Source organism: Paenibacillus sinopodophylli (genome assembly GCF_005930355.1).
Classification (GTDB): domain Bacteria; phylum Bacillota; class Bacilli; order Paenibacillales; family Paenibacillaceae; genus Pristimantibacillus; species Pristimantibacillus sinopodophylli.
Genome location: NZ_VDBO01000002.1, coordinates 29,944 through 43,850, shown reverse-complemented (window position 1 = coordinate 43,850; position 13,907 = coordinate 29,944). Strand labels below are relative to the sequence as shown.

The following is a 13,907-nucleotide window of genomic DNA, read 5'->3' as shown; positions in this document are numbered from 1 at the left end:
AAATGTTAGAATAGAGTATTCCAACTATATTAGAAACAAGGAGCATACAAAGTGCGGTCACATCCCATCAACATTTTACGTATAACGGGCCTATTAGATGGCATTTCTTTATTAGCATTGTTAAGTATTGCTATGCCACTGAAATATATATGGGGAATCCCGAAAGCCGTAACAATAGCAGGCAGTATTCACGGCGGAATTTTCACTATCTATGCGCTGGCTATCGTATATGCTGCTATTCGGGTGAAATGGAGCCTCCTTTGGCCTGCTGCGGCAGTTATCGCTGCTTTTGTGCCATTCGGCAACTTTTTGCTGGACTGGCAGTTGAAGAAGGCACAAACCAAATATGACGTGAGACCTTTTCACTACGGCTTGCTTGTATACAGCATCGTATTTTTCTCATTTTTTGATTTATTCTCGCAGCTACCCGTCATGAGCACCTTCGCAGCTTCGGTAGGTGCCAGCTCGTTTGTTGTAGGCTTTGTCATAGGACTTTATTCGCTGTCCAATACGGTGGGCAATATTTTATCAGGCATATTAACGGATAAGATCGGCCCATTCAAAATCCTTATGGTTGGTTTATTGCTATCAAGCGGCGCACTGCTGCTTTATCATTTCGTGGAACAGCCGTTCTTCTTGATTATCGTTCGTATCCTGCATGGCTTTGTCGCCGGATTAATCGTACCTGCTGCTTTTACATTCTCAGCCAATACGACGATTAATGATCAGCAAGGAAAAAAAGTCGCATTCACTGGTACCTTCGTAGGCCTCGCTGCTATCATCGGACCGGCTTTCAGCGGAATTATGGCTAGTAAAACCTCTGTACCCTTCGTCTTTACATGCGTAGCGATATTAGGCTTCTCACTTGCCGTCCTGTCGGCTATTTTTCTTAGCAAATATAAGATACCGAAGAAGGACAAGGAGGTCGTTGACACCTTATCCACAGCTTCACTTTTCAATTCAGGTGTGTTAAAAGCTTACTGCGGCGCCTTTTTCTTAATGTTCTCACAAGGTGTAATCGCCTATTTACTCCCGCTTCATGTTCAAACGCTTGGCTATGATTCGAGGCTGAGCGGCACCTTAATGAGTGCATTTGGCATCATTGCTGTCCTTATATTCGTTCTGCCAACCAACCGAATATTCGATCGCGTAGCTCCCTCGAAGACCATGGCGTTAGGCATTGCATTAATGGGTTTAAGCCAATTGTTGATCAGCCAATCGATGACGTCCATCATTCTATACGTTGTCTTAGGTTTATATGGGGTAGGCTTTGCCTTCCTGTTCCCGTCCATTAATACGATGCTCATCCGAGCTGTGCCTGCTGAGCTGCGCGGGAAAGCTTACGGCTATTTCTACGCCTTCTTCTCTCTAGGCGTAGTTGCGGGATCGACCATAATCGGCTGGCTGCCCTTCGATATAACGGGAGGATTCATATTCACTGGAATTATTTTGCTATTATTTGCAGTATTCGTAGCCATCAATAAACAAAAGGATCAAACTTCGCTCGCAAATAAGTAGTTGATGAGCTCATTTCGCTGAACGGAAATACGGTTTTTCACCTCATTATGAAAAATGCTTCAATTTGTCCGGGTTTCTTATGATATACATGTTGTGCATAAGTCCGTTGACCACTTGAAACAAAACGACTGAATCGACTCCTTGCTCGGAATAGATAATGAGACCAACTTGGCCGTTGATTTCCCTAATAATAACTTGAGAGATACCGCCTTGCTGCGCAAATTTGCGTACCAGCCCAAGAAGGAAACGTGAGACTGATTGGGGGCTTACAATCGGATTAACCGCTGATAGTGCTTTCCCACCGCCATCAGAGATTAACACCACATCCTTGCTTAGGATCGCTAATACCTGATCCACATCATCCTGTTCGAGCACAGAAACAAATCGATTCACCCATGCTGCATGTTCTGTCTCAAGCTCAGCAGCTCCTGCTTGATCGTAATTACCTAATTTGCCTCTCGCACGACTGTACATCTTTCTGCTGTTTGCTTCACTCTTGTCGATGACGGCCGCTATGTCCGCGTACCCGAATCCAAATGCCTCTCGCAGTACAAATACGGCCCTTTCAGCAGCAGACAGCTGTTCGAGAAGGATCAGCATGCCATAAGACAACAATTCATTGCGTGCAATCGCTTCGAATGCTTCATCGCTTCCGGTAGGTACGGGCTCAGGCAGCCATTCTCCAACATATTTCTCTTTTCTTTTGGTCGCTGATTTGTGCAGATCACGGCAGCGATTTGTGACCATCTTATACAAATAGGCTTGAGGGGCTTCAATCAGCCCCTCCGGCTTCGCATCGTAGACCTTTAAAAATACGTCCTGCACAACATCCTCGGCATCAGAGAACGATCCGGTCAACTGATAGGCAAGTGAAAGTAGCAGTCTTTTGTATTGCGTATATAAATGCTCCATTCCGTCGCTCCCTTCTTTTAGGATTGGAATGTTTATTTAATCGTACTGCCCAAATTCCAAGTTAGCTGCTTGATTCGATGTCCCATCTTGCCTGTAATTACAAAATCAATACCCCATTTGTTCACCCAAGCCAATCCATTCTTAGGACCTAGACCGATGCTGAAGCTATCCATATAGCTGGTGTGCACAGGCGCAGCATGTCCTTCTATATCAGCTGCAATTACTTTACCGAGCCGGGCGGCTTGCGGGATGGCTTCCTTACAGGTCATACCGTCTGATCGTCCCGTAGCTGGATTGATCACTTTCGCGCAGTCTCCAATGCTATAAATGCCGCGGGCGCCTTGTACCCGATAGCTTGGATCAATTTTCACAAATCCGTCCGTTGTTACAGGCAAGCCCCACTGTTTTACAATCGGGTTTGGAATAAGTCCTAATGTCCACACGCATAGCCCCACGGGCAGCACGGTTCCATCAGACAAGCTAAGACTTCCTTTATCCTCTAGAAGCACGCGGCACCCATGCGCTACCTCTACACCGTTAGCTGTTAGAATATGCTCGAGCTTCGCAGAAACCTTGTCAGGTCCATCTAAAAATAATCTTTCGTGTGCATTATACAAACGGATATGCACCTGATTAGGATTCAATTCCAACTGCTCGGCATCATTCCGAACATGATAAGCTAATTCGGCGGCCGTTTCAATGCCGCTTATACCTGCCCCCGCTACAGCAATCGTCATTAGTCGCTCCCGCTCACTCGGATTCGCTTCTTTGGCAGCTTGCCGCAAATTAGCATGCCATGCCTTACGAATGTTTAATGCATCATTAAGTGAGGCAAGCGGCAGCCCGCCTTGTGCTTCATCCGGCAGGCGGATTATGCTTCCAGCTGCCACTACAAGTATATCGTAACCCAGCTCTTGTAAGGAATCGTTATCGTATTGAAGCAGTAGTTTGTTTTCTGCTTCTTTAATTTCAGTGACTGTTGCCTCAAGAAGCTCAACACCTTCAGGAAACAATTGCGTAAGCGGCGTGCAAATATCTTCATCCGTTACCGCTGGTTTGAACAGAATGACCTTGCGTAAGTGATACCTGTTTTTGTCGATGAGTATATATTTAATAGACTGTTTATTATTTCTACCCTTTACGTTTTTGCGTATTTCATTCATTGCATGGATACCCGCATATCCTGCTCCAATGACAATACAGGTCAATGTTTTCATACCATTCACTCCCAATATCGTTTTTTGTACCTGTATAACGATTTAGGAGAGAATAATGTGACAAACCTGTAAAGCTGCTATAGCGCTAATCTTACAATACGGCGATAATAGCCGACGGTAAGAATCGCAAATGTGAAATAAATGACCGTATAGATCGCCATTGCCATAGCTGCCGGGAAAGCAATATCTGACAATGTTAGCGCGGAAGCAGCCTTAACGGCGAAGCTGGAATGCACTAGTCCGATCGCTAGCGGAATCGCAAATACAAACAGCTGTTTACGGATAATGCCACCCATAATCTCACGCTCCGAGAATCCGAGCTGCCGCAGAATTGTATAAACGCCTTTCTCCTGTTCCGCCTCAGTCATTTGCTTGAAATATAGAATACTGCCTGTGGCGATTAGAAAGATGAGTCCTAGAAAACCGGCAATAAATATGATCAACCCAAACTTTTGGAGCGACTCTTGATAATATGAATGAAAATCTGGAGCTGTTGGCCGATACGCCTTGGCATATTTGTCGTACAAGCTAGCTGCCTCTGCACGGCCATTCCTATCCGCAATCTGGTAAGTATCCAGTAGAATGATTTCCTGGCCAGGGGTCAACGGCATACGGTCACGAATAGCATGCAGCTCTGCCTCCGTTATGACCAATTGGCGACCGTTCAAATTAAAGTTTACTGCATATCGATCGATTCCCTCAGTAATGCGGATCACACTTTGAAACCCGTTTGTTCCTAGATGAACCTCCTGAGGGTAGAGGACAGTGTCCTGCTCTATGCCCATTGCTTTCTTCTGGCCTTTATACCAAATTGCCTCCCCTTGCCTTGGGGTAATCAGTTCTGGATCGATCAACTGAAGCTGTTCTGCTCCGAGCAGCAATGTGCTGCGTTCCATGTTTTCCCCGTTGCCATATATACCTGCCAGTCGGATAGCATCGACTGGATGATGAACAAACTTAATTCCGGCTTGTTCGAGATCCGTGCGGAATGCAAGGGAATCTTGCTCCTTATTCTCAAAGATGAAATCGTATGGCAGCATGACATGCGACTCATTCTCGGTCGAGAAATAAAGCGAATAGGCGATTGCCACCATAGTCAATGTCATCGCAGACAGAACCGTAATCAATGTGAGTGAGTTCGCATTCGCTTTCATGCGGTGCATGACCGGCGCAAGAGACAAACTGTTTTTTAATCCAAGTTGTCCGTTCCTGCTTCTTCGAACGCTGTAGAACAACCAGCCAATCGTTACACGAAATAACAGATAGGTGCCGAGTATCGTTGATGCGAGAATTACGAGCATTTGCAAAAATAGTTCCTGACCGGGCTCTTTGCCGGATAGCATATAACCCGTTGTAATCATCGTAATGCTAAACAGCCCTACAATAGCAGAAACAGCCGCATTGGGCCGTTTCGGATGCTCCCCCTGCCGTTCTGCTGTGAACAATGCGAGTAGCGAAGTCCCATAAACTTTGATCAGCATTTGCATCAATGTAAGTCCGATAAGCAAGGCAAACACAATGGCGGTTTGAACGGCAGCTGTAGGTGAAAACGATAGGTTTATTACCGTTTCAATGCCTATTAATTTCATGAGAATGAGCAAAAAAAGCCGTGACATAAGCGCGCCAGCGCCAATTCCAATAAGCAGCGCGCCTATTCCAAGCAATATGTTCTCAGCAATTAGCAGCAGCCAAACGGCTCTGCGAGTCAGGCCAATCAGCTGATACAGCCCGATTTCCCTGCTGCGGCGTTTTAGAAAAATACTATTGGCATTAATCATGAATATGACCACAATTAACAGTAGAACAATGCCTGATACTTTAAACAACGAAGCAAACTGAACATCTGCGAACGTCGCAGTCATGATCGAGGAATCATGCTGTAAGGCTGCAAATACATAATAAAGGGTCGTACTGAAAATAAGGGCGAAAAAATACAAATAATAATTTTTAATGTTTTTCCGCATACTGCGAATGACGAGCTCAAACAGTGTCAATGTGATCACCTCCGAGCACGGCCTGTACATTCATGATGTCTTTGAAAAAGGCTTGCCGCGATTTGCTGCCCCGATATAATTCGGAATACAGCATGCCATCCTTTAAAAAAATCACACGGCTGCAATAGCTCGATGCCACCGGGTCATGCGTTACCATCATAATGGTAATGCTGCGCTGCTGGTTAAGCTGCTCCATCTTCCCTAAAAGGGAGGAGGCAGCCTTCGAATCCAACGCACCTGTCGGCTCATCCGCAAATACAAGGGAAGGCCCGTGAATCAATGCGCGTGCCGCTGATGTCCGCTGCCGTTGACCGCCGGAAATTTCATACGGATATTTATGGGCAATCTCTAAGATGCCTAGTTCTGAAGCAATGGCCTGAAATTCACTCTCCGCTGCCTTTTTCTTCATCTTTCCGAGCGAAACGGGCAGCAGAATGTTCTCTTTGACCGTCAATGTGTCCAGCAAATTGTAATCTTGAAAGATAAAACCAAGCTTATTGCGTCGGAAAAGAGACAGCTCTGCGTTTTTCATATTCGAGATGTCAACATCCTCGACCAATATCTTCCCTTCGGTCGTCTGGTCAATTGTGGATAAAACATTGATCAAGGTAGACTTGCCCGACCCAGACGGACCCATAATGCCGACAAATTCACCTTCAACGACCCGTAGGTCGATTCCCTTAAGCACTTGCTGAACATTGCCCCGTACACCAAATGATTTACGTATTTGTATGGCATGCAGCACCGTTTTTTTCATATTATTATCATTCATCTCCATAACCTCCACTCTGATCTTACTTTTATTTTAGAGAAAAAGGTCATGCCGGTCGCTCGTATCAGATGACAATGAAGAGCATTCAGGTGACAATACTGTCATATGGTAGTCCATTCTACTAACATGATGTCAGAACTGCTTCGTACGCGTTGCTTACTGTGAAAGTCATCCCCATTTTCGTTCCTGCGTTCAGCTCTGATTGAACCGCTAGGGTAATTCCAATTTTGAGCGCTGCTGTCCGTGCCAAATAGAGTCCGAGACCGGTTGCCGCATTTTGCAATCTTCCGTTTCCACCCGTAAAACCTTTATCGAAAATACGCGGCAGGTCATGTGCGGCAATGCCTGATCCTTCATCTTCAATGCTCAAACAAACATGACCCTCGGACGTAACCATCGTCGACAAAAGAATCGTTCCGCCTTTAGGGCTATATTTGACCGCATTCGTCAATAGTTGCCTAATAATAAAACGGCACCATTTGCGGTCCGTTACCACTAAAGCTTCTTCCCCTTCAATCTCAACGGCCACATTTTTTTCGATGCACCAGGAGGTCAGCTCACGCACTTCCAATACGGCTAACTGCTGAACCCCAGCCTGCTCCAGCACGTAATCCGCTTCCAGTGACGGTAATCGTGAGAGGTAAAGCTGTTGGTCAATAAGCAGATGGATTCGCAGCCAATCCGATTCCATTTTGCGAAGCAGCGGATTGCTCCTATCGCTTTCTATCGTCAATTTCATTGCGGTCAAAGGCGTTTTCACTTCATGCACCCAGGCCGTCGTGTATTCCTGCTCCACGATACGGGCTGCCTGACTATCAGACAGCTTATGCGAGTACCAGAGGCCCGCAGCCCGCAGCAGCCGATTTGTCGCCTCTTCGTGATAGTAATAATCTGGCGGCAGCGTTTCAATCCAATCATCGTCAATCTGCTCAGCTAGATCCGCTAGTGCGCGCGCATATTTCATTTCCTTCTGAAAACGCCACACTAGGAAAACTAACATGGATAAAATAAGCAGCATGTTCAAATAGAGCATCGAGGCAGCCTTGATCATGATGCCATTGTCGATCCAAATCAGTAAATCTACGAATAGCAAGGAGAACAGATAAAATATAATCCAGCTTTTCCTATCTATTAAGTAACGGAGTATCAATACATTCCCCCCTCATAACGTGGCAGCCATATAGCCAAGTCCTTTTTTCGTTACAATGGCTTCATCCAGTTGGAATACCGCCAGCTTCTGTCGCAGCCGGGTTACATTCGCTGTTAACGTATTGTCGTTGACGAATTGTTCATCATCCCACAGCTTGCGAATTAAATCGTGACGCGGAATGACTGTATCTTTCGCCTGAACGAGTACGACGAGAATAAAAAATTCGTTTTTCGTTAAAATCACGTCTTGCCCGTCCTTGCGGATCAAACAGCGCTTCATATCAATAATAGAGCCATTCCATTCAATAAGATCGGAAGCTGCGTCCCCATATGCATATGTTCGGCGAACAATAGCTTTGATTTGAGCCAGAAGCACGTCCATATTGAAAGGTTTCTGAATGTAGTCATCCGCCCCCATATTCATAGCCATCACCATATCTAGAGGATGATCACGCGATGACAGAAACAATATCGGCACGTTCGACACAGCTCGAATCTCGCGGCACCAGTGGAAACCGTCATACATCGGGAGCTGAATATCGATAATGACCAGCTGCGGCTGCACGTCAATAAAAGAGCACATCACATCATCGAACCGCTCCGGTTTGGTAACACGAAACGACCATAGCTCCAGCCTTTCCTTCAATAGATGAAAGATTGCATCATCATCTTCGATAATAAAAATATTCAAATCCATAACGGCAAGATCCCTTCTCTCTATAGAATTCGAACTTTAAACGGCAGTATCTTCCATCTCTCGCATGATTCATCATACCATTCCCTCTTTCCATACCAAAAGGGGGACAAATAATTGCCCCCCCTGATTCAGTCAAGCTTGATCCCCATGTGACGGTTTTCTCATTCCGACTATATTGCTGTTCTGATTCAACAAAAGCATGCGATTAAGCAGGAAGCAGCATCGTGAACAGCAGCGCTGCCAGCTCTTGCTTGTTCAACGGCTTCCGAGAGCCGTATTCGAACTTGCCGTTCGATTCAGTCACCTCTGGCCCATGCAGCTTCCATTTCACTGCGGAGCTTACGGCATCGATCGCCCATTCCGACGTGCCTGGCATTAGCTTAGCCGTGGAATCCTGAGCTCTGATTCCTGTACCCGTCAGCAGGCGGTACACGATCACGGTCGCCTCTTCGCGAAGAATCGGACGGTCTGGTTCGAACAAGCCGTTTCCCGTTCCATTCAGCATGCCTGCTTCGACTGCTGCTTGTATATCTTTTCGATACACAGAATGTTCGGTATCCTTGAAGGAAGAAGGGTTGTCCGATTCCGGAATGCTCCATATCGCATTAAAGGCATGGATGAATGCTCCGCGCGTGACGGATTGCTTAGGCAAGAACGGTCTTGACAGATCATCCGTCAAAAAGCCAAGCGACTTTAAGCCCAGAATGTAGCTGGCATATGGATGATTCACTGGTACATCAGGAAAGCCTTTCTGATCCAGCTTTACTTTGGATGCATAGCTGAACAGATTAGCGTATTTCATGTAAGTAATGGTACCTTCGGAATCCATCTTGAATGCAAGAGGATTGCCCAGTTCATCTACGAACAATAAAAGATCGACCTGCTTCAATTGATGGCTTCCAGATACATCGCTGACCGTAAGAATTCCGTCGCCGCTGGCTACGACTTTGGTCAGTAATTTGATTCGCAAATCGGAATACAAACCTTCGAACTTGGCTAGTATATCTTGGGACTGTGACTGAAAATGGTCAGATCCGAATGATGATTTGCCGCCTGCAAAATAATGATCCATAAATGCGTTAAATAAATCATGTCGCAAATTCTGATTCGCATTGTAAGAAACGAAAACACCGGTCTTGCGATCAGGAAGCAGCCACATTTGAGAGCTAAATCCCAGAATATCGCCGGCTTTGGATATGACAGCTTCATTGTTCGTGTGTGAAGGATCTTCAGGCGATTCGAAGCCGTAGGTCATATCCGGCAAATCGGGATGTATAACGATATGGTACGAAGACATCGCTTTAACTGATGCAGGCGACAGGATTACCGCGCCGTTCGCTGTTTTTCCATCGTTCAAAAAGGTGTTCATAAACAGCGCCATATCAGAGGCCGTCGATATCATGCTGCCCTCTGGCCACTCGCTTGGAGAGAAATCGTACACGGGCAGAGCGCCCCCTTCCATATCGTAGGAAGTAACGAGTCGATCAACCAATTCCTCATTAAGCTTAAAGCTGCTAGAAGTCATGCCCATCGGTCCGAATAGATGCTTCTGCATATAGCTTTGAAACGGCTCTCCACTTACCTGCTGCACGATGTACCCCTGCAGCCTTGATGCGAAATTATCATACATATAAGACTTTCCGGGCATGCGAACTACTGGCGGAAATACAGCAAAAATACTTTCTTTCAGCGAAATCGGAGTACTTGAAGGATCCATAAGATAACTTGCATCTGTAGGCTCGCGTACTTCAAACCCAGTCGTGTGCGTTAGTAAATTCTCGATTGTAACGGGTGTTCCGAAGGGGTTCGTTAATTCGTAACCATCTAAGTACTTTTCAATATTGTCTTGAAGTGATATTTTCCCTTGTTCGATGAGCTGCATAATGGCAGCCGCTGTAAACACTTTAGAAATAGAAGCAATGCGGAAGGTTGACTGACTTTCATCCACTGGCGACTTCGACGTTTGATCGGTTACACCGTAGCCTTTGGATACAAGCACCTTCCCATTCTGTACGACAGATACCACGGCGGCGCTGGCTTTTTGTTTGATGGCATCCTGTGCAAAAAAAGCGTCAAGAAAGGCCTCTACTTCTTGGGCGTCCTGCGGACCACTCGTAAAATCACCCGTGGCGACACTGCCTTGCGAGTCCAGTTCCTTGGCTGAAACGGTCAGTTCCGATGCTGGCTGCTGAGCGTACACGCCAGTTTCTCTTGCAAGAGCTAAGCTCAGCACCGCTGTTAGAATGCTTAGTCCGATACGGGTTCGTTTCATATTCATATTCTTATTCTTGTTATTACCCTTTTTCATCCGAAATTCTCTCCTTGCTAGTTTTAAGTTTGCAGTCAACCCGTCCAACCGGTCAGGCGCTTCAATACCTTAATTGTATGCCGAGAAGATATTACTGTCGTACGAATCAGATGATAAACCGAGGGGCCATTGTTACATTATTGTCACAATCTGATTGGCAATTTTTATTGGCAAAATGACTTCAAAATCAGCAGGATATCGGGTATGTTTCATTAATATACTCTTCATCATTATCAAAGGTCGTTAGGATGAGAATATTCACCTGCGGGTGAAGCTCCTTAATCGCTTTATTTGCCTTCATGCCCCCGTCACAATGTCATTCCCGAAGCGGTCAAATTTGTGAAGCTGTTTGATGTTCTCCTTGGAACACCAAAAAACCACTTCACAATTGAAGTGGCCAAATGATCGAGCATATAATCTGCGAATGAAACGTTTAAAAATGACTGTTAAGCGGTTTCGGACAAGCTCTGCAGTATTCTGGAGACATCTCAAAATAAAAACAGCAGGTTTTACGAATGTATGCTGCTTGGTTATCGGTATGTTCGGTATTCTTCGTGTTGTGAAACATAGCAAACGGATTACGGCGTTCTCTGAACAGGCTTGCTGGTGCCGTCTCTGTAATAAATTTGAAGTCGTCATGCAGCCGGATTAAGATGGATGGGTCCTCTTCTTCTTCCAATTGATCCTCATACAACGGAGTGATCCTGACCATCACATTCTCCCATAACACCGACCTAGGCACGCCTCCCACTATAGATAAAGAATGAAACAAGGGGGAAAGATGCTCCTCAAATAATTGACGTACCACATGTTCTCGCCAATCCCCCCGATTCCCCACTTCCGGTTCCGTCACGTTCAGACCATCCAAGCTCAGATTCGGAAACCTAGACTTACTAAGGCTATATTCATCGTCATCCGGCGAGGCTAATAGACAATTGTATAGCGTCAGCCCCAAGCCCTTATCGAATACGGTCATCGCATACAAGACTGGAACGACTGCCAGATAAGCATAACGCTTGGCCAGCATCGATGCTGTAACTCTTCGGGAAGGCGAGCCAATTTCCGCCGCAAGCTGATCCAGATAAGATGCGCACTTCTCCTCATCCAGCAGCTCTATAGCATGAATAGAGCATGTTGTTGGCAACGCCTTATTCTCAAAACGGAAGTTGAACTTCGATCCTAGTTCCTCACGCTCCGACTTCGAAAGCATAACGGACATGTTATGGCGTACCCAAGAACACTTCCGCAACTCTATCTACGACCATATTGATCGCAATTGGCCCATAATAAGCAATCCATACATTCGAATCTACATCATAGACTTGATTGTTTTTCACTGCATCGATGTTCTTCCAAGTGTCCGTTTGCTGGAACTCCTCAACAATTGCTTTGAACATATCATCTTGTACGAGGAAATAATGATCCGCTCCAACCTCAGGCAAAGCTTCTAACGGCACTTGATAAGCCGTATCCGTCTGAGCTAGCACCTGCTCTGGTGCAGACAAGCCTAGATCGTTGTAAAGAATGGACGCTGCGCGGTGACCAGGCGCATGAATTCGAATGCCTTCATCACGCGGACGTATCAAGGCAACAGTCTGGTCACCTAGCTTCGCTTTCAATTCTGCTTTCAGCTTCGTTGTTTTCTCGTTATATTGTTCAAGTACGACATTTGCTTCTTCTGATTTCCCTACGATTTTACCGAAAGTGGCAAGCGTATCTCGCCAATCTTCATTAAAGTCAAGCATGATCGTCGGTGCGATTTTGGATAAGCTTTCATATACTTCTTCCTGGAACTCTGTGCAAATAATTAAGTCTGGTTCCATCGCAAGAATAGCTTCCAGGTTCGGTTCATCCCTCGTACCGAGCAATTTCACGTCAGTCAGCTTATCCATCAAATAGGCTGGGAAGTCTGATTTATCTGCTGCAGCTTTCACGCTGCCCGCTGGCTGTTCGTTTAATGTAACGAGCTGATCAACAAATTTGGTATCAAGAACAGCAATTTTTGAAGGGTGCTGCTCCAGTGTTGTCTCGCCCTTCATATGTTTAATTACGACAGGGTAAGCTGGTTGCGCTGTTGGTGCATTTGTACTTGAAGATACATTATTAGATGATGCTGCTGTAGGACTAGCCCCTCCAGAATTGTTGCCGACGCTATTTCCCGTCGAACATGCACTTAACAACAGAATCAAACTCAACATCAAACTAACCGCTAGTACCGAACTTTTACTTCTATTCATTCCAAAAACTCCTCCGTCAACTTGTTGATAATGATTATCACAATCATTATTATAGGAGACATTGTTTGCAGAGCCAATGGAATAACGCGACATATATGATGCACTTATCCGACGATTCTGCCTGAAATAAAGAGGAGAAACGCCACAATGCTTCTTGAATGCGCGGCTGAAATAATAGCTATCTCCGTAACCTACCGATTCTGCAATGATTTTGAGCGGTACATTCGTGTTCAATAACATCGTTTGCGCATGATTCATACGAATTTGAATGAGATATTCCATCGGTCCAATTCGAAGCTTCTCTTTGAATAGTCGTTGCAGCTTTCGCTCATTGCACCCAAGAGCATGAGCAAGATCCTGCAGACTAAGAGGATCAGCATAATACTCCTCCATGTAGTGGATCGTTTGGGTTACATAGTCAGGCTGAATCGTGGTCGCACCCTCGATGGCATAGAGCTGCTGCAGGAGGTCATACACCAAATGATGAAATAGCGCTCTTACATGAAATTTCTCAAGCTCGCCATCAAGCAGCCAATAGGCATGCATCTGTTCCATTCTCGTAAGGAGACCAAGAGGATATGCCGGAGCAAAACCATAATGCATGTGAAATGGATTATTGTCATTGTACACTCGTAATAGTTCCTTACGCGTTGGCAGTACGAGCACCGCTTTATAAAAAATGAAATAATAGTCAAAGGGTTCTTCAACTTGAATAATATCTACCATCGCACCTTTGCCAGCATGGCAAACGTAGCAGCGATCAGCGATATGCTCGATTCCATCAATAACAATCCTCGCCTCACCCGTCACCGCAAATAGGAATGCACTTGCTGGCAAACGAAACCCTTGTACACTCTCACTCGCTTGCAAGATGGAACGTCGTATATCAAGCACCCTTATTGCTGCATGATTCCATAGTGGCAATTGTTCCAATAACGTCATCATGTTCACCTTCCATGTCTATTTACACCGTCCAACTCTCTCATTATAGTAATAATCATTCTCATTATCAAAGCTTTTCCATTTTGCTTGATAGATTAGGCTTATTTGACGTTTCGGAAAAGGGGACCTAGAGAAGCCTTGCTGCTATGCCTGCCTTCCCG

Annotated in this window: 10 protein-coding genes; 1 reads left to right on the top strand and 9 read right to left on the bottom strand. The window is 45.5% G+C overall.

The genetic code is table 11. The annotated features are described in order from the left end of the window. Positions 1-51 precede the first annotated feature (51 nt). Complete coding sequence (locus FGT79_RS12140; RefSeq protein ID WP_138753090.1) at positions 52-1,518, top strand: MFS transporter; 1,467 nt, start codon at positions 52-54, stop codon at positions 1,516-1,518. A gap of 45 nt (positions 1,519-1,563) precedes the next feature. Here the strand turns inward: FGT79_RS12140 and sigJ are convergent, their stop codons facing one another. The 9 genes from sigJ to FGT79_RS12095 form a co-directional block, all read right to left on the bottom strand. After that, complete coding sequence (gene sigJ / locus FGT79_RS12135; RefSeq protein WP_138753089.1) at positions 1,564-2,430, bottom strand: RNA polymerase sigma factor SigJ; 867 nt, start codon at positions 2,428-2,430, stop codon at positions 1,564-1,566. 32 nt (positions 2,431-2,462) lie between these two features. Beyond that, positions 2,463-3,647, bottom strand: coding sequence for an NAD(P)/FAD-dependent oxidoreductase (locus FGT79_RS12130; RefSeq protein WP_138753088.1), 1,185 nt, complete (start codon positions 3,645-3,647; stop codon positions 2,463-2,465). Positions 3,648-3,724: 77 nt separating this feature from the next. Then, positions 3,725-5,641, bottom strand: a complete 1,917-nt coding sequence (locus FGT79_RS12125) for an FtsX-like permease family protein (RefSeq protein ID WP_138753087.1) — start codon at positions 5,639-5,641, stop codon at positions 3,725-3,727. Then, positions 5,628-6,413 (bottom strand): ABC transporter ATP-binding protein, encoded by a 786-nt coding sequence (locus FGT79_RS12120; RefSeq protein WP_281285935.1) that lies wholly within the window; start codon positions 6,411-6,413, stop codon positions 5,628-5,630. The genes FGT79_RS12125 and FGT79_RS12120 overlap by 14 nt, the downstream gene beginning before the upstream one ends. Before the next feature lie 121 nt (positions 6,414-6,534). Beyond that, entirely contained in the window at positions 6,535-7,563 is a 1,029-nt protein-coding gene (locus FGT79_RS12115; RefSeq protein WP_171056210.1) for a sensor histidine kinase, read from the bottom strand. 12 nt (positions 7,564-7,575) lie between these two features. Continuing rightward, on the bottom strand, positions 7,576-8,259 hold the full coding sequence (locus tag FGT79_RS12110; protein ID WP_171056209.1) for a response regulator transcription factor: 684 nt from the start codon (positions 8,257-8,259) through the stop codon (positions 7,576-7,578). A gap of 205 nt (positions 8,260-8,464) precedes the next feature. After that, positions 8,465-10,567, bottom strand: a complete 2,103-nt coding sequence (locus FGT79_RS12105; RefSeq protein WP_138753086.1) for a serine hydrolase domain-containing protein — start codon at positions 10,565-10,567, stop codon at positions 8,465-8,467. A gap of 433 nt (positions 10,568-11,000) precedes the next feature. Continuing rightward, positions 11,001-11,786 carry an IucA/IucC family C-terminal-domain containing protein gene (locus tag FGT79_RS12100; protein WP_138753085.1) on the bottom strand — a complete coding sequence of 262 codons (786 nt, stop codon included), beginning with the start codon at positions 11,784-11,786 and terminating at the stop codon, positions 11,001-11,003. 1 nt (position 11,787) lies between these two features. After that, positions 11,788-13,749, bottom strand: coding sequence for an AraC family transcriptional regulator (locus tag FGT79_RS12095; protein WP_246096392.1), 1,962 nt, complete (start codon positions 13,747-13,749; stop codon positions 11,788-11,790). Between the last annotated feature and the right edge of the window lie 158 nt (positions 13,750-13,907).

What these genes read in the sequence shown, in the direction of transcription:
- sigJ (WP_138753089.1), bottom strand. Translation starts at nt 2,430, where the DNA reads ATGGAGCATTTATATACGCAATACAAAAGACTGCTACTTTCACTTGCC.
- FGT79_RS12130 (WP_138753088.1), bottom strand. Translation starts at nt 3,647, where the DNA reads ATGAAAACATTGACCTGTATTGTCATTGGAGCAGGATATGCGGGTATC.
- FGT79_RS12120 (WP_281285935.1), bottom strand. Translation starts at nt 6,413, where the DNA reads ATGAATGATAATAATATGAAAAAAACGGTGCTGCATGCCATACAAATA.
- FGT79_RS12110 (WP_171056209.1), bottom strand. Translation starts at nt 8,259, where the DNA reads ATGGATTTGAATATTTTTATTATCGAAGATGATGATGCAATCTTTCAT.
- FGT79_RS12105 (WP_138753086.1), bottom strand. Translation starts at nt 10,567, where the DNA reads ATGAAAAAGGGTAATAACAAGAATAAGAATATGAATATGAAACGAACC.
- FGT79_RS12100 (WP_138753085.1), bottom strand. Translation starts at nt 11,786, where the DNA reads ATGTCCGTTATGCTTTCGAAGTCGGAGCGTGAGGAACTAGGATCGAAG.
- FGT79_RS12095 (WP_246096392.1), bottom strand. Translation starts at nt 13,749, where the DNA reads ATGATGACGTTATTGGAACAATTGCCACTATGGAATCATGCAGCAATA.